Below are 14,579 nucleotides of genomic sequence, written 5' to 3' on the forward strand. Positions count from 1 at the left end.
TCAGGTCGAGACGATACCGAGACGGCCGAGCGGCGCCGCCTCGCGGCCGGCGGCCTTGGCGGCGTCGCGCACCAGGCGCTCGAGCACGGCGAGATAGTCGAGGAAGCGGCGGCGGCCGGCCTTGGTCAGGCGGCAGGTGGTGTGCGGGCGATTGCCCTCATAGCCCTTGGTCACCTCGACGAGGCCGGCTTCCTGGAGCACGGCGAGATGCCGGCTGAGATTGCCGTCGGTGAGGCCGCAGAGCTGCTTGAGATCGGCGAACGCCAGACCCTTCGGATGCGCCATCAGCGAGGTCAGAAGTCCGAGCCTCGCCTTCTCGTGGATCACGCGGTCCAGTCCTTCATAAGAGAAGGGTGCGCTGTCAATCTTCGACATCATGGTCTCCGGATGCGAAATGCAGAATGCCCGCCATCACCGACTGCCCGATCACAAAGGGCAGGCCCATGGTCCATGGCGACAGCGTGTGGGTCTGGCTCGCGAGCACGACGACTGCGAAGCCGGAGATGAAATACCAGGCGCCGGCGAGCGCCACGGTGCGCGGCAGCGAGCGGACGGAGGCGAAAATGCCGAGCGACACCAGGATCTGCCACAAGCCTGGCAGCAGCCACAGCGTTTCGCCCGCGAACTTCCACATCACCACCGCAAGCAGTACACCGGCAACGCCTGCCGGCAGGAACTGCTCGACGGCCTGGTGGATCATGGCATCGGCGAGGCCCGAATGATGGCGGCGCGAACGCGCGCGCATCTCGATGCCGATGATCAGGGCGGAGAGCCCGGCGGCGATGAACCAGCCGAAGAAGAAGCCGAGCGGTTCGCTGGTGGCATCACCAAGCAGCCAGAACTGCAGGATTGCGGTGAGAAGCGCGACCGCGCCGGTCGCCGCCATGGTGGCCGGGCCGTAGCCGCGGAACGCCGTGCCGGCCGCAATCTGGCTGCGGATCGCCACGATGTCAGCCAGTGCCTTGTCGAGATCGCGCATTGGCAACGCCAAACCTCGCTCCGCCCATGCTTGCCAGGACTATCGGTCCGGTACACTTTGTACTGCAAAGTATATCGGATCGCAAAGCAAAGGCAAGCCCGAACGTCGCCTCTTGACACTAATCCCCCACCAGACAACTGCCGGTTGCGCGACACCTCCTCCCCCAGATAAGATGCGCGGGAATGCGCTCTGGGGGAAAAGTATGTGGCTTAAGTCATTCATCGTTGCGTCTTTATTGCAGCTGAGCGTCGTCATCGGAGCGCATGCGGCCGGGCCGTTCGGCAGCGTCAAAATCGGCAACTGGGTCGGCGGTGCGTTCAGCAATGACGAAACGGGAGCCTTCTCGCATTGTGCCGCGACGGCGCCTTATGCCAACGGCGTCATTCTCGTCGTCGGCCAGAATTCTGGGGGCTCGTGGATATTGAGCTTTGCGAGTCCCAGCTACCGCTTCACCAAGGGCGAGAACACCGCGATCGACGTCATCTTTGACGGACAGGAGCAGGCCAGACTGTTCGCCACGGCCAACCAGACGAACATGCTCAGCTCCGTCATGCCTGCCAACGTGGTACGAACGTTTCAGAAGGCGAGCCTGATTGTCGCGACGAGCGGCCGCACCGTGCTGAATTTCGACCTGACCTCGGCCGGGCCCGTGATTGCGGCATTGGCCAATTGCGTCACCAGGGTCAAAGCCGACGGGCTGAGCAAGGCCGGCGATTTCACAAAGGTTGCCGCCAAGCCGCAGGCCACGCCGGACAAGCAGGCACCGCCAGCCAACGGCAGCAAACCTGCCAGAGCCAAGAGCGGCACTGGCTTTGTCGTGAGCGCCGGCGGACACATCGTCACCAACAACCATGTCATCGATGGCTGCGTCGGCGACATCAAGGGCAACCTCACCGGCGACGCCTCGATGGTGCTGCGCGTCGTGTCGAGCGACGCCAACAACGATCTCGCTCTGTTGCAGGCGCCGTCGACGGCGACATTCAAGGACTATGCGCGGATACGCGACCGCTCAATCCGGTCCGGCGATTCCGTCGTCGTGATCGGCTTTCCCTTTCACGGATTGCTGACCTCGGACTTCACCGTAACGACCGGGATCGTGAGCTCGCTCAGCGGCTTGCGCAACGATTCGCGTTTCCTGCAAATCAGCGCGCCGGTGCAGCCCGGCAACAGCGGCGGCCCGCTGTTCGACACCACCGGGCAGATCGTGGGCGTGGTCACCGCAAAGATCCCTGCACTGCGCATCGCCGCTGCGACCGGTAACATCCCCGAAAACATCAACTTTGCGATCAAGACCGGCGCGCTGCGCGACTTCCTCGACAACTCCGTGGTGCCCTACCAGACTGCCGAACCGAAGGGCGAGATCAAGACCACCGACATCGCCGGCAACGCGCGGCCCTATACGATGCTGATCTCGTGCAACGGCACGGAGCAGGCCGAGGCGAAGCGGTAGCGGCAACGCAGGCCGCGTCTGCGCGGCCGCGGATGGCGCGAATGCGATCCGGGCTACCAGTCAAACCGCGAGTTCCTCAATACGGCGCGACGGGCCGCGTGCGCCGCGGCTGCCGCGGTTGCGGCAGGGATGATTGACCGTAGGCGACGAGCGGGTTGGCCCCGCAGGCCATGAGCCGGCCCGACACACTGGCCTGACATTGTCCATAGGTGCTGTAGGTGCAATCGCCTGGATAATCGTAGCCGCCACCCTGGGCACACCAGGGATAGTCGTGCGCCGCTGCGGGCGTGACGGCGGCGAAGCCGGCAAGGACCGTCGCGCCGAGGCCCAGCAGTGCCAATTGCGTCTTGCGCATGATCCCAACTCCTATCCTCACAGCGCGAGATACGCGCCATACAACATCAGGTTTCGCCACGCCGTTTTATTCCAGATCGACGGACGCTGACACGCAAGAAACCTTGATACGCAAGAAAAAAGCCCTGCCGAACGGGCAGGGCTCCAGTCACGGACGTCACAAGATCGCTACTCGACCTTCAGGCCGGCGAACTCGACGACCTTCTTCCATTTCTCGGTCTCCGCCTTGATCTCCTCGCCGAACGCCTCGGGCGTCTGCGCCCGCGGCTCGCCGCCGAGCTCGACCAGGCGCTTGGCCATGTCCGGCTCCTTTATCAGCGTGTTGATCTCGCTGTTGAGCTTGGCGATGATCTCCTTGGGCGTATTCTTCGGCGCACCCATGCCGAACAGCGCGCTCGCCTCGTAGCCCTTCACGGTCTCGCCGATCGCCGGCACGTCGGGCAGCTGCGGCGAGCGCTCCGCCGTGGTGACGCCGATGGCGCGGAGCGAGCCGGACCGGATGTGCTGGATGATCGAGGGCATGTTGTCGAAGATCACCTGCACCTGGCCGCCGAGCATGTCGGTGATCGCGGGCGCGGCGCCGCGATAGGGCACGTGCTGCATCTTGCAGCCCGTGAGCGCCATGAACATTTCGCCGGACAGATGCACCGAGGTGCCGTTGCCGGAGGAGGCCATGTTGACCTTGCCGGGATTGGCCTTCACGTAGTCGATGAATTCGGCGACGGTCTTGGCCGGCACGTCCTTGTTGACGGTCATCACGTTCGGCACGCGCTGGAACGAGGCGACCGGCGCGATGTCGCGCACGAAGTTGAACTTCAGGTTGCTGTAGAGCGAGGCGTTGATGTAGTTGGCCGGATTGACCAGCTGCAGCGTGTAGCCGTCGGGTTCGGCGTTGACGACCGATTCGGTGGCGATATTGTTGCCGGCACCCGGCTTGTTTTCGATCACGAATTGCTGGCCGAACTTCTCCGACAGCCGCTGACCGATCAGCCGCGCCAGGATGTCGGTGGCCCCGCCCGGCGGATAGCCGACCACCCATTTCACCGGGTGGGTCGGGTAATCGGCGGCAAGCGCCTTCGACAGCGGGCTGGCTGCAAGCGGACTGGCGGCGAGCAGGCTCAGCGCGGTACGGCGAGTGATCATCTCAAGGGTTCTCCCAACGTGTTGTTCTTGAAGCCAGATAGCTTGAAAGTGGCGTCGGCGCGGTTGTAACAAAGCTTGCCGCAGGCGGAAAGTGCACGGGGCGCATCACGACGAAAGGATAAGGCATGGCGGTCAAGGTCGAAGCCCTCGATCATCTCGTGATCAACGTCGCGGACGTGGCAGTGACCGCCGAGTGGTACGGCAAGATTCTCGGCATGGAAGTCAAGGTGTTCGACCCCGGCGGCGGCAAAGCGCCGCGGACTTCGCTTCAATTCGGTAACCAGAAGATCAACGTCCGGCCGCGCGATGCCGACAAGGTGGAGTGGTTCACCGCGGACCACCAGACGGCGGGCAGCGAGGATCTGTGCTTCCTCACCTCCGCCAGCCCCGACGAGGTGGTGGCGCATTTGAAGGCACATGGCGTCGCGATCGAACAAGGCCCGGTTCTCAAGCAGGGCGCCAGCGGCACCCTGCGCTCGGTGTATTGCAGAGATCCGGATGGCAGCCTGATCGAGATTTCGTCGTATGAGGACGGCGGCCGGTAAGGCGCTTCGAGCCACGCACTCCGTCGTCATGCCCCGGGCTTGTCCCGGACATCCACGTTCTTCGTACCATGCGTCAACGCGTGGATGGCCGGGACAAGCCCGGCCATGACGGCAGAGAGAGCACGGCATTTGCGCCCCGCGCCGTCCGATGGCAGGAAGACGCAATAAAGAAAACGCAGCCGCCGGCAAGATGCAGGCTGCACGGGAGGAGCCATGCCAGTTCAACAAACCGCCGCCGGAATCGTAGGCCCGTTCGACGGGCTCGGCGTGCCCTGGCTGCTGAAGATGCGGGCCGAGGTGCGCAGCTCGCATCCGTTCCTGATCTGGGCGCCATTCGACGCGCCCGCGCGGGGCTGGAGCTATGGCGAGTTTTACGAGCGGGTCGGCGCGCTCGCGGCGGGACTGACGAAGCGCGGCGTGAAGCCGGGCGAATACGTGCTCATTCACCTCGACAATTGCATCGAGGCGCTGCTGGCCTGGTTCGCCTGTGTCGAACTCGGCGCCATCGCGGTGACCACCAACACCCGATCGGCGCCGGCCGAGCTCGACTATTATGCCGATCATTGCGGCGCGGTCGGCGCGATCACGCAGCCCGCCTATGCCGAGATCGTCGCGCAGAACTGCCGCAACATCCGCTGGATAGCGGTGACCTCGCATGATGCGGGTGCGGCTCCAGAGCAAGCGAGCTCGCGCGGCGATAGTTTCGAATCGCTGTTCGCCGACAGTGCCGACCGTCCCAGGCGCGCGACCGATCCGCGCGCGCCGTGCAGCGTGCAATACACCTCGGGCACGACATCGCGCCCCAAGGCGGTGCTGTGGACCCACGCCAACGCGCTGTGGGGTGCCAAGATCAACGCCGCGCATGAGGACCTGCACGCAAGCGACGTGCACCAGGCCTATCTGCCGCTGTTCCACACCAACGCGCTGGCCTATTCGATGCTGGCGACGCTATGGGTCGGTGCCACCTGCGTGATCCAGCCACGCTTTTCCGCCAGCCGCTTCTGGCGCGCCGCGCGCGAGCACGGCTCGACCTGGACCTCGACGATCCCGTTCTGCATGAAGGCGCTGCTCGAGCAGGACATCCCGCGCGATCACAAATTCCGTCTGTGGGGCACCGCGATCAACGAGCCGCCGGCCTTCGCCGCCTTCGGCGTCAAGATCATCGGCTGGTGGGGCATGACCGAGACCATCACCCACGGCATCCTCGGCGAAATCGACCAGCCCAACATCCCGATGTCGATCGGCCGCGCCGCGCCGGAATATCAAATCCGCATCACCGACGACGACGGGCGGCCGACTGAGGTCGGCGGCACCGGAAATCTCTCGATCAAGGGCATTGTCGGCCTGTCGCTGTTCGCCGAATATCTGCACAACGAGAAAGCGACACGCGAGAGCTTCGACGAGCACGGCTTCTTTCTCACCGGTGATCGCGTGGTGCGGCTGGAGAACGGCTATATCCGCTTCGCAGACCGCAGCAAGGACATGCTCAAGGTCGGCGGCGAGAACGTCGCCGCGTCCGAGATCGAGCAGGTGGTCGCACTCGTCCCCGGCGTGCGCGAGGCCGCCGTGGTGGCGAAGACGCATCCGATGCTGGACGAGGTGCCAGTCGTCTTCGTCATCCCGCAGGGCGGCGTCGCCGCCGCGCGGCCCGATCTGCACGAGGCGGTGATGGCCGCCTGCCGCGCCGGCCTCGCCGACTTCAAGGTGCCGCGCGAGATCCGTTTCGTCGACGACATGCCGCGCTCGACGCTGGAGAAGGTCGCGAAGGCGGAGCTGAGGAAGATGGTGGGATAGGTAGCACGGGCGATTACCACGACGTCGTCCTGGCGAAAGCCAGGACCCATACCGCGTGATCTATGCAATGGCCCGGATGGTCGTTGCTACAGTCTTCGCCAAACGAGCGCTCGGGGTAATGGGTCCTGGCTTTCGCCAGGACGACATCGAGGGATCAGAACGACCCCAGCGCCACCGGTCGGAACGCTTGCAGCAGCTGCTGGTCCAGCTTGCCGCCCATGCCTTCCATCATCGCAAACGCGCGCGCGTGGGTGAAGGGCATGCGATAGGCGCGCTTCTCCACGAGGGCCGCGTAGATGTCGACGATGGTCGTGACCCGCACGATATCGCTGATCTGGTTCGACGAGAGATTGTTGGGATAGCCGGAGCCGTCGAGGAATTCGTGGTGATGCAGCACGACGTCCAGCATCTCCGGCGGGAAGCCGCCTTGAGCTGCGAGCGCGTCATAGCCGCGGCGCGGATGCTGGCGGATTTCGGCCATCTCTTCGTCGGTGAGCTTGCCGGGCTTGTCGAGCAGCGCGGAGGGAACGAAGGCCTTGCCGACGTCGTGCAGCAGCGCGGCACGGGTCAGCCGGCGCTGGTCGTCCTCGCGCATGCCGAGATGCTGGGCGAAGGAGACCGCAAATCCGGTCACGAACAAGCAGTGCCGATAGCTGCCGACATGGTGGCAGCCCACCGTGGTGAGCCACTCGCGCAGCGAGGAGTGCTTGATCGCCTTCAGGATCTTGCTCTCGGCGGCGATGACGTCGTCGAAGGTCAGGGGCACGCCGAGCGGCAGCTTCTCGAACATCTTCTTCAGCACCGCATGCGCGGCCTCGACGCCGCGATTGAGCGTCTTGCCGCGATCGGTCGCATCATAGACGGCGGTGTCGGGGAAGGCCGCGCGGATGCGCTGCAGGATGTCCTCGGGCTGAAGCGGCCGCGAGATGGTGTCGGTGGCGCCCAGCGCCCAAGCCTGCATGGTGCCGTGATGCAGGGCGTCCGCAAGCACGAACAGCCGAGGCATCGAACGATAGGCATCGCCGCGTAGCTTGTTGCGCACCCGTTGCACGCTCTCGGGCGAACGCAGATTGATGTCGACCACGAGGCCGGAGAGATCGCGCGAGGGCTGCTCGGGGAGCTCCTGCGTCGTCACCGTCGCGACGTCGCCGACCGCCTTGAGGATGCTGGCGAGCTCGCTGCTCTCGTCGCTCCGGTCGGAGGCGAGCAGAAGCCGGCGTTTGGCGGCGGGTTTGGCTGAGGCGTTCATGGCTTCCCCAAGAGCACGGGCGTGTTTCGGGCCAAAGCCTATGCCGGATCAGGTTCTCCGGCCCTTAAGAGGCGTGCTCAAAGGAACCCTGCGGAATCAGGGACAATTTTACGGAGTTCGGCTCCTCCCGGTTCCAATCAGAAAAACGTCGAAAACAACCCCATGCACAGTAGAGATGTGCTTGCAAACACAAAGCTTTTTTAACGACAAATCCGCCGGGGGACTGCCCCCCGGCGGATCATGTCAGGTCAACAATCGCAACCAGCCTTACGCCTTCATCGCGCCCTTCACGGCTTCGGCCGTGATCGGCAGGGCACGGACGCGGGCGCCGGAGGCGTTGAAGATGGCGTTGCCGATCGCGGGTGCGATCACCGTCACCGCGGGTTCGCCGACGCCGGTGGCCTTCTCGCCATTGGCGATCACGGCGATCGCGACCTCCGGCACCTGGCTCATGCGCAAGGGCGTGTAGCTGTCGAAATTGGTCTGTTCGATGCCACCATCCTTGAGCGTCGCCTTTTCGTACATCGCCAGCGACAGGCCCCACAGCGCCGCACCCTCGACCTGGGCGCGGATGTTGTCGGGATGCACCTGCGTGCCGACGTCGGTGGCGACCGTGAGCTTCTTCACGGTGACCTCGCCCGAGGGCGCGACGGCGACGTGGGCGACGCAGGCCGTCCAGCTTGCGGTCGCGCGTTCCTGCGACGAGACGCAGGCTACGCCCATGCCCTCACCCTTCGGCAGCTTCCTGGTGCCGTAGCCGGCAAGGCCCATCGCGGCGAGCAACGTGTTGCGCAGCCGCTGCGCGCCGCCGTCGTTCTTGCCGGCGCCGTCGAGCAGCGAGATGCGGAACTGCGCGGGGTCCTTGCCCGCCGCCGCCGCGATCTCGTCGATCATGCTCTCGACCGCCCAGAAGGTCCAACCCGGCGCGACCGAGCGGAGCTGGCCGGACGGCGTCGCGTTGTGCGCCATCTCGTTCTTGATCGCGCGCACATGATGGTTGGGCACGGTGTAGAAGAAGTCGGCCCCGTTCACCGTGAAGGAGTCCAGCGGACCCTTCTTGTCGACCGAGGGCGTCAGGAAATCGGGAATGCCCCAGCGCTGAGTCGGCCAGGCCGAAACCACGTCGTGGCTGAGCGCGACGAGCTTGCCGTCGCCGTCCACGCCCGCCTTTACTTTTTGATAGGTGAGCGGACGCGAGAAATCCATCGTCATGTCGTTCTCGCGCGTGTAGATCACCTTTACCGGCCTGCCGATCGCCTTCGCCGCCTGCACCGCCGGAATCATCATGTCGGCATCGAGCCTGCGGCCAAAGCCGCCGCCAAGCCACATCTGATGCATGACCACGAACTTCGGATCGATCCCGGCCGCACCCGCCGCGATCGCGCCGGAGCGCGTTGCGAACTGGTTGCCGGAATAGATGTGCAGGATCTCGCCCTTGAACTCCGCCGTGGCGTTCATCGGCTCCATCGGCGCGTGGATGTTGATGCTGGTGGTGTACTCTGCCTCCAGCACCTTGGCCGCCGTGCCGAACGCCGCCGCAGGATCGCCGTCCTTGACGAAGAACTGCCCGGAATCCTCCTGCTTCTGAAGCCGCTTGGCCTCTTCGAGCAGCGACTGGCTCGACACTTTCGCGTTCGGACCGCCGTCATAGTCGATCTTGAGCGCCTGCGCCGCCTTCTTGGCGTTGGCGTAGGTGCTGGCGACTGCGACGACCCAGCCCGAGGTCGTTCCGGTCTTGTCGTCGAGGGTGACGGCCTTGATGAAGCCCGGCACTTTCTTGGCGGCGCTGTCGTCGATTGATTTCACCGTGGCCCCGAAGCGTACCGGAGGCGTCACCACCGCGCCATAGGCCATGCCCGGCAGCATCACGTCGATGCCGTATTTGGCCGTGCCGTTGGTCTTGGAGGGGATGTCGAGCTGCGGCACCGACACGCCGATCATGGTGTATTGATCCGGCGTCTTCAGCACGATCGCCTTGAGCTCGTCCGGCGTGAAGGTTTTTGTCGCCTTGCCGCTCTTGACGACATCGGCGAACGACATCGTTTTCTTCGACTTCGGGTGCGAGATCATGGAATCGCGCACCACGAGCTCGGATGCCGGCACGCCCATCGCGGCGGCTGCGCCTTCGGTCAGGGCCATCCGTCCGGCGGCGCCGGCGCGGCTCATGGCCTCGAAGTTCATCATGGTCGACCAGCTGCCGCCGGTGATCTGCGCGCCGAGCACGGGATCGTTGAACTTCGGATCATTGGAGGCAAGCTGAACCCGCATGTCGCTCCATTTGGCGCCCAGCTCTTCGGCCACGATCTGCGCCATGGTGGAGGCGATGTGCTGGCCCATGTCGGCCTTGCCGCAGGTGACGGTGACGAGACCATCGGGCGCGATCGCGTACCAGACGCTCGGCTCGAAGTTCTGGGGCGCAGCGAGCGCCTCACCGATGCCGGGCACGCCGGCATAACCGAGCACGAGGCCGGCTGCTGCAGTGCCGACCAGGAAGGAGCGGCGGCTGAGATCTGATGTCTCAGGTGAGACGCTCTTGATGTGCTTATTCATGTGGGCCTCCGCTCGTTGCCGGTGGCGGACGCAGTGCGCATCTCGGTTGCGGCGCGCATGATTGCCTTCTGGATCCGTGAATAGGTCATGCAACGGCAGAGATTGCCGTCCATATGCGCCACGACTTCTTCCTTGGTCGGGTTGGGATTCTTCGCCAGCAGCGAGGCCGCCTGCATGATCTGCCCGGACTGGCAGTAGCCGCATTGCGGCACCTGCTCGGCGATCCACGCCTTCTGCAAGGGATGGTCGCCCTTGGCGGCGAGGCCTTCGATGGTGGTGATCTTCTTGCCGGCGACATCGCCGACCATGGTCTGGCACGAGCGCACGGCTTCGCCGTTGACGTGCACGGTGCAGGCCCCGCACAGCCCGGCACCGCAGCCGAACTTGGTGCCGGTCATCTGCAATTGCTCGCGGATCGCCCAAAGGAGCGGCGTATCGTTCGCCGCATCCACGGACAGACTCCGCCCGTTGATGGTGAGAGTTGGCATAGGCGTCTTCCCCTGCCGGTGCATGAAGCCGCTTACGACGGCAACTTGTATTGGCGGACGCCCACCGGGCCGGCGCCAGCCTTGATCGCAAGAATGATCGCGTTCGAGCGCGGAGGCAAATGCAATTTGGAATCGGTCGAACAAACGCGACGTCTGCTCGTTGTGCGTCGCGAGAGCGGCGGTGATGCAGCGACTGAACGCAATAGAGTGCACGCCAAGCATGCAGGCCATCGCGGCACGGCAGTTTCCTCCGAGTAACCGACCGCGTTAGGATGAGCGAAGAAACGAGTTAACAGGGTGGATGCAATGCCTCGGATCGATCGGGACGGCGTCAAAATCTACTACGAGGTTCATGGCGAAGGTCCGCCGCTGCTGCTGACCCACGGCTACTCATCGACGTCGGCGATGTGGCATGGGCAGGTCGAGGCGCTTGCCAGGGATCACAAGCTCATCTTGTGGGACATGCGCGGTCACGGCCAGTCCGACTATCCCGACGATCCCGCCGCCTACAGCGAAGGGCTCACGGTCGGCGACATGGCGGCGATCCTCGATGCGGTCGGCACGGAGCGCGCCATCATCGGCGGACTGTCGCTCGGCGGCTACATGTCGCTTGCCTTTGCTCGCGCGCATCCAAAGCGCGTTCGCGCGCTGCTGATCATCGACACCGGCCCGGGCTTCAAGAAGGACGATGCACGCGAGGTCTGGAACGCGCGGGCGCTCGCCACTGCCGACAAGCTCGATCGCGAAGGGCTCGACGTGCTGAAGGCGGCGACGCGCGAGCGCGCCACCGCGAACCATCGCAATGCCAGGGGATTGGCGCTCGCCGCACGCGGCATGCTGACCCAGCGCGACGCGCAGGTGATCGAGCTGCTGCCGGAGATCAAGGTGCCCAGCCTGATCGTGGTCGGTGCCGACGACACACCGTTCCTCGCAGCGTCGGACTACATGGCCGCGAAAATTCCCGGCGCACAAAAAATCGTGATTCCCGCCGCCGGACACGCCGTCAACATCGACCAGCCGCAGGCTTTTGTTGACGCGGTGCTGCCTTTCCTGAAGAACTTGCCGGAATAGGTCGGACGGGAACAGTGGCGATGAAGCGAACGATGTTGGCTGCGGGCGCGGTGTTGCTGTCGGTATCCGCGCAGGCCGAGCAATTCGGCGGGACACCGCCCCGCCTGCCCTTCGTCGCGACCTTGTCGAACAACACGCCGCTCGCCTTCGGCATGGATGCCGGGCAAACCGCGCGCGCCCTCGGCCAGCCGCTGCAATATGTGCGCGGACGCCCCGGCAACGAGATCTATCTCGCGCTTCGCAACATCGGCGGCGGCGGACTGATCTCCAACCGTCACCGCCTGTTCCTGCAATTCCGTCATGGCCGGTTGGCGGGATGGAAGGAGGATTACGGCGAGAACTGGATGTGGGAGTGAGAGTGGCTTTTCGTGACGCAGAGCAATCCTGTCTGCGCCATCATGCGTTGAAGCTGCCACATCGTCATGGCCGGGCTTGTCCCGGCCATCCACGGTCTTTCCTGCCTCACCAAGAACGTGGATGCCCGGGACGAGCCCGGGCATGACGAGTTTGTGGAACGAGCGGAACGCGCAATCGAAGACTAACTAAAAAGGACAACCCGCGTGGGACAAGACATCAAGCTGACGGCCTCCGACAATTTCCAGCTCAGTGCCTATCGCGCCGACCCCGCGGGCACGGCGAAGGGCGCGGTGGTGGTGATCCAGGAAATTTTCGGGGTCAACCATCACATCCGCTCGGTCTGCGATCGCCTCGCCGGGGAAGGCTATGTCGCGATCGCGCCGTCGATCTTCGACCGGACCTCGCCGGGCTTCCAGTCCGGCTACACGCCTGACGAGATCGCCGAAGCGCGCAAATTCGTCGCCAGTCCGGATTGGGACGCGATGCTGCGCGACACGCAGGCGGCGATCGATGCGGTGAAAAGCGTCGGCCCCGTCGGCATCATCGGCTTTTGCCTGGGCGGCAGCGTCGCCTTCGTCGCTGCGACCCGGCTGTCGGGCCTGAAGGCCGCGATCGGCTATTACGGCGGCGCCGTCGTGCGCTTTGCCGACGAGACACCCAAAGCGCCGACGCAGCTGCATTTTGGCGAGAAGGATGCCGGCATTCCCCTGACCGACGTCGAGACCATCAAGACCAAGCGGCCGGACGTGGAGGTCTTCGTCTATCCGGGGGCGCAGCACGGCTTTCACTGCGACGAGCGGGCGAGCTACGACAAGGCCAGCGCCGACATCGCCTGGCCGCGCAGCATGGAATTTTTCGCGAGGCATTTGAAATAGAAGCGCGCGCGGCTGTCTTCGCTGTCATTTCGGGCTCGTGCTTCGCGCACCCGGAATGACGAGCAGGAATCGGGTGGCTGCATCCTGCCGCACGGCGATAGAGCTGGCTGATCAAGCCAACCCACGCCGGGAGATCGTGATGCAGCAAGCCAATACGAACATCGTCATCCGCAATCCGTTCGGCACCATGGACGTGCCCGCGCCGGATGATCGCGACGTCATGGATTACGCCGCAATCGCCACGCTTGCCGGCGATGTCGCCGACCTCAACGCGGCGGCTTGGGCAAAAATCGCGGCACAGTCAGACCCGCTCGACGGCATCTGGGCCAGCCGCTGGAATGGCGGCGCAGATCCGACCATTGCCGGCGATACGGCGCAAGCCTGGAAAGAGGGACGCGCGGAAGTGCGGGTCACAGGCGAGCGCATCTTCTTGCGCTTCGACTGGGACCATGGCCGCCGGCACGGGCTGATCGATGCGGCGCGCGATTGCGCGGGTCGCCTGGTCGGGAAATATATCAACCTGACCAATCCGGCGATCACACGGCCATGGGTTGGGCTGGTGGTCGATGCCACCAGGATCGACGGATGTTTTCCGAACGGGCGGCTGGATTTCAGGCGGTGAGCTAGAGCTTCGCTCGAAAGCGCTCTAGAACCAGCGCTCGCCGACGAACACGGTGTCGCCGGGACTCAAGGGAGTGCCAAGCGGCACCACGGCGCGCATGGCGCCGCCGGCTTCAGTGTGGGTGACGGTGACCACGTCGCGCTTGGCGCGGGGCGAGAAGCCGCCGGCAATCGCGACGGCGCTTTCGACCGTCATGTTCGGCACATACGGATACTGGCCGGGCGCGGAGACTTCGCCGAGAATGAAGAACGGGCGATAGGCCTCGATCTCGACGGCGACCGAAGGCTCGCGGATGTAGCCGTTGCGCAGCCGCGCGGCGATCTCGCCGGCAAGGCCCGCCGGGGTGCGGCCGCGTGCCGGCACGCCGCCGATCAGCGGCATCGTGATGGAGCCGCCGGCGTCGATCGCGTAGCTGTTGGTGAGACCTTCCTGGCCATAGACCACGACGCGCAGCCTGTCGCCGGCATCGAGATGGTAGGAGGAATCGTAGCGAACCGGCGCCGCCATCGGCGCGGCATAACCGACCGGCATGGGTGCAGGCGAAGAGGCAAAGGAATTGCTGAGTGCTGCGATGGCACCCCCGCCACTGCCGACGACGACCGGCTGCGGCGCGTTGTACGGCTGGCCATAGGCCATCGAATCGAGATCGGCGCGCGGCTGCACATAGGCGGGACCAGCGGTTTGCATGCAGCCGCCAAGGGTCAGCGCGGCGGACGCTGCCAGGGACGCTGCCGAGATCGACCATCGAAACGCGCGTGCAACCGGCACCGGACTTATCCCTCGAAACGAGACAGCTTCAGTGATGCACCGGTTATGGTTAATAAAGCGTTGAGGGGTGGGTGGCGCGACAGCAGCGTGCGCAACGGGACCTGATGCGCTCCCTCTCCCGCTTGCGGGAGAGGGTTGGGGAGAGGGTCTCTCCAAGACGGGACAATCCCCCAGAGGATACAGCCCTCACCCGCCGCGCTCTACGAGCGCAGCGACCACACCCCCAAGCGGGAGAGGTGCACCGCACCCGCCGCTCAAGCCCAACCACTCACCAAAGCCGGCGGCATTTTAGGGCTTGTGTTAGTATAAGAACGGAACTAGGCTCCCGTTCCGG

15 protein-coding genes are annotated in these 14,579 nt (G+C 64.8%); 7 read left to right on the forward strand and 8 right to left on the reverse strand.

The window, feature by feature from the left end:
- Together AC0L21_RS13955 and AC0L21_RS13960 are read right to left on the reverse strand one after the other, a co-directional pair.
- Positions 1–375 (reverse strand): winged helix-turn-helix domain-containing protein, encoded by a 375-nt coding sequence (locus tag AC0L21_RS13955; protein ID WP_007616058.1) that lies wholly within the window; start codon positions 373–375, stop codon positions 1–3.
- A complete protein-coding gene (locus AC0L21_RS13960; RefSeq protein WP_473262340.1) occupies positions 362–979 on the reverse strand; it encodes a hypothetical protein in 618 nt (205 codons plus the stop codon). The genes AC0L21_RS13955 and AC0L21_RS13960 overlap by 14 nt, the downstream gene beginning before the upstream one ends.
- 202 nt (positions 980–1,181) lie before the next feature.
- Between AC0L21_RS13960 and AC0L21_RS13965 the strand changes: the two genes are divergently transcribed.
- Positions 1,182–2,429, forward strand: coding sequence for a S1C family serine protease (locus AC0L21_RS13965; protein ID WP_473262342.1), 1,248 nt, complete (start codon positions 1,182–1,184; stop codon positions 2,427–2,429).
- Between the two features lie 76 nt (positions 2,430–2,505).
- On the opposite strand, the gene AC0L21_RS13970 is transcribed toward AC0L21_RS13965, so the two are convergent.
- Positions 2,506–2,784, reverse strand: coding sequence for a DUF3551 domain-containing protein (locus tag AC0L21_RS13970; protein ID WP_473262346.1), 279 nt, complete (start codon positions 2,782–2,784; stop codon positions 2,506–2,508).
- Positions 2,785–2,951: 167 nt separating this feature from the next.
- On the reverse strand, positions 2,952–3,926 hold the full coding sequence (locus tag AC0L21_RS13975) for a Bug family tripartite tricarboxylate transporter substrate binding protein (protein WP_473262349.1): 975 nt from the start codon (positions 3,924–3,926) through the stop codon (positions 2,952–2,954).
- Positions 3,927–4,051: 125 nt separating this feature from the next.
- On the opposite strand from AC0L21_RS13975, the gene AC0L21_RS13980 reads away from it, so the two are divergent.
- Both AC0L21_RS13980 and AC0L21_RS13985 read left to right on the forward strand, forming a co-directional pair.
- Complete coding sequence (locus AC0L21_RS13980) at positions 4,052–4,471, forward strand: VOC family protein (RefSeq protein WP_473262353.1); 420 nt, start codon at positions 4,052–4,054, stop codon at positions 4,469–4,471.
- A gap of 213 nt (positions 4,472–4,684) precedes the next feature.
- Positions 4,685–6,265, forward strand: a complete 1,581-nt coding sequence (locus AC0L21_RS13985) for an AMP-binding protein (RefSeq protein WP_473262357.1) — start codon at positions 4,685–4,687, stop codon at positions 6,263–6,265.
- 154 nt (positions 6,266–6,419) lie between these two features.
- Here AC0L21_RS13985 and AC0L21_RS13990 read toward each other — a convergent pair whose 3' ends face one another.
- The 3 genes from AC0L21_RS13990 to AC0L21_RS14000 all read right to left on the reverse strand — a co-directional run bounded on the left by AC0L21_RS13990 (position 6,420) and on the right by AC0L21_RS14000 (position 10,552).
- On the reverse strand, positions 6,420–7,514 hold the full coding sequence (locus AC0L21_RS13990) for an HD-GYP domain-containing protein (protein WP_473262360.1): 1,095 nt from the start codon (positions 7,512–7,514) through the stop codon (positions 6,420–6,422).
- A 267-nt stretch (positions 7,515–7,781) separates the two neighbouring features.
- Positions 7,782–10,064: a xanthine dehydrogenase family protein molybdopterin-binding subunit gene (locus AC0L21_RS13995; protein ID WP_473262362.1), complete on the reverse strand. Its 2,283-nt coding sequence runs from the start codon at positions 10,062–10,064 to the stop codon at positions 7,782–7,784.
- On the reverse strand, positions 10,061–10,552 hold the full coding sequence (locus AC0L21_RS14000; RefSeq protein WP_211395185.1) for a (2Fe-2S)-binding protein: 492 nt from the start codon (positions 10,550–10,552) through the stop codon (positions 10,061–10,063). The genes AC0L21_RS13995 and AC0L21_RS14000 overlap by 4 nt, the downstream gene beginning before the upstream one ends.
- 306 nt (positions 10,553–10,858) lie before the next feature.
- Here AC0L21_RS14000 and AC0L21_RS14005 point away from each other — a divergent pair, with 306 nt between their 5' ends.
- The 4 genes from AC0L21_RS14005 (at position 10,859) to AC0L21_RS14020 (ending at position 13,477) form a co-directional block, all read left to right on the forward strand.
- Positions 10,859–11,623, forward strand: coding sequence for an alpha/beta fold hydrolase (locus AC0L21_RS14005; protein ID WP_473262368.1), 765 nt, complete (start codon positions 10,859–10,861; stop codon positions 11,621–11,623).
- A gap of 20 nt (positions 11,624–11,643) precedes the next feature.
- Complete coding sequence (locus tag AC0L21_RS14010) at positions 11,644–11,979, forward strand: hypothetical protein (RefSeq protein ID WP_473262370.1); 336 nt, start codon at positions 11,644–11,646, stop codon at positions 11,977–11,979.
- A 204-nt stretch (positions 11,980–12,183) separates the two neighbouring features.
- Positions 12,184–12,855, forward strand: a complete 672-nt coding sequence (locus AC0L21_RS14015) for a dienelactone hydrolase family protein (protein WP_473262372.1) — start codon at positions 12,184–12,186, stop codon at positions 12,853–12,855.
- 139 nt (positions 12,856–12,994) lie between these two features.
- Complete coding sequence (locus tag AC0L21_RS14020; protein WP_473262375.1) at positions 12,995–13,477, forward strand: hypothetical protein; 483 nt, start codon at positions 12,995–12,997, stop codon at positions 13,475–13,477.
- A gap of 24 nt (positions 13,478–13,501) precedes the next feature.
- Here AC0L21_RS14020 and AC0L21_RS14025 read toward each other — a convergent pair whose 3' ends face one another.
- Positions 13,502–14,245: a polysaccharide biosynthesis/export family protein gene (locus AC0L21_RS14025; RefSeq protein ID WP_473262378.1), complete on the reverse strand. Its 744-nt coding sequence runs from the start codon at positions 14,243–14,245 to the stop codon at positions 13,502–13,504.
- Between the last annotated feature and the right edge of the window lie 334 nt (positions 14,246–14,579).

Source organism: Bradyrhizobium sp. WSM4873 (assembly GCF_055811355.1).

What these genes read in the sequence shown, in the direction of transcription:
- AC0L21_RS13955 (WP_007616058.1), bottom strand. Translation starts at nt 375, where the DNA reads ATGTCGAAGATTGACAGCGCACCCTTCTCTTATGAAGGACTGGACCGC.
- AC0L21_RS13960 (WP_473262340.1), bottom strand. Translation starts at nt 979, where the DNA reads ATGCGCGATCTCGACAAGGCACTGGCTGACATCGTGGCGATCCGCAGC.
- AC0L21_RS13965 (WP_473262342.1), top strand. Translation starts at nt 1,182, where the DNA reads ATGTGGCTTAAGTCATTCATCGTTGCGTCTTTATTGCAGCTGAGCGTC.
- AC0L21_RS13970 (WP_473262346.1), bottom strand. Translation starts at nt 2,784, where the DNA reads ATGCGCAAGACGCAATTGGCACTGCTGGGCCTCGGCGCGACGGTCCTT.
- AC0L21_RS13975 (WP_473262349.1), bottom strand. Translation starts at nt 3,926, where the DNA reads ATGATCACTCGCCGTACCGCGCTGAGCCTGCTCGCCGCCAGTCCGCTT.
- AC0L21_RS13980 (WP_473262353.1), top strand. Translation starts at nt 4,052, where the DNA reads ATGGCGGTCAAGGTCGAAGCCCTCGATCATCTCGTGATCAACGTCGCG.
- AC0L21_RS13985 (WP_473262357.1), top strand. Translation starts at nt 4,685, where the DNA reads ATGCCAGTTCAACAAACCGCCGCCGGAATCGTAGGCCCGTTCGACGGG.
- AC0L21_RS13990 (WP_473262360.1), bottom strand. Translation starts at nt 7,514, where the DNA reads ATGAACGCCTCAGCCAAACCCGCCGCCAAACGCCGGCTTCTGCTCGCC.
- AC0L21_RS13995 (WP_473262362.1), bottom strand. Translation starts at nt 10,064, where the DNA reads ATGAATAAGCACATCAAGAGCGTCTCACCTGAGACATCAGATCTCAGC.
- AC0L21_RS14000 (WP_211395185.1), bottom strand. Translation starts at nt 10,552, where the DNA reads ATGCCAACTCTCACCATCAACGGGCGGAGTCTGTCCGTGGATGCGGCG.
- AC0L21_RS14005 (WP_473262368.1), top strand. Translation starts at nt 10,859, where the DNA reads ATGCCTCGGATCGATCGGGACGGCGTCAAAATCTACTACGAGGTTCAT.
- AC0L21_RS14010 (WP_473262370.1), top strand. Translation starts at nt 11,644, where the DNA reads ATGAAGCGAACGATGTTGGCTGCGGGCGCGGTGTTGCTGTCGGTATCC.
- AC0L21_RS14020 (WP_473262375.1), top strand. Translation starts at nt 12,995, where the DNA reads ATGCAGCAAGCCAATACGAACATCGTCATCCGCAATCCGTTCGGCACC.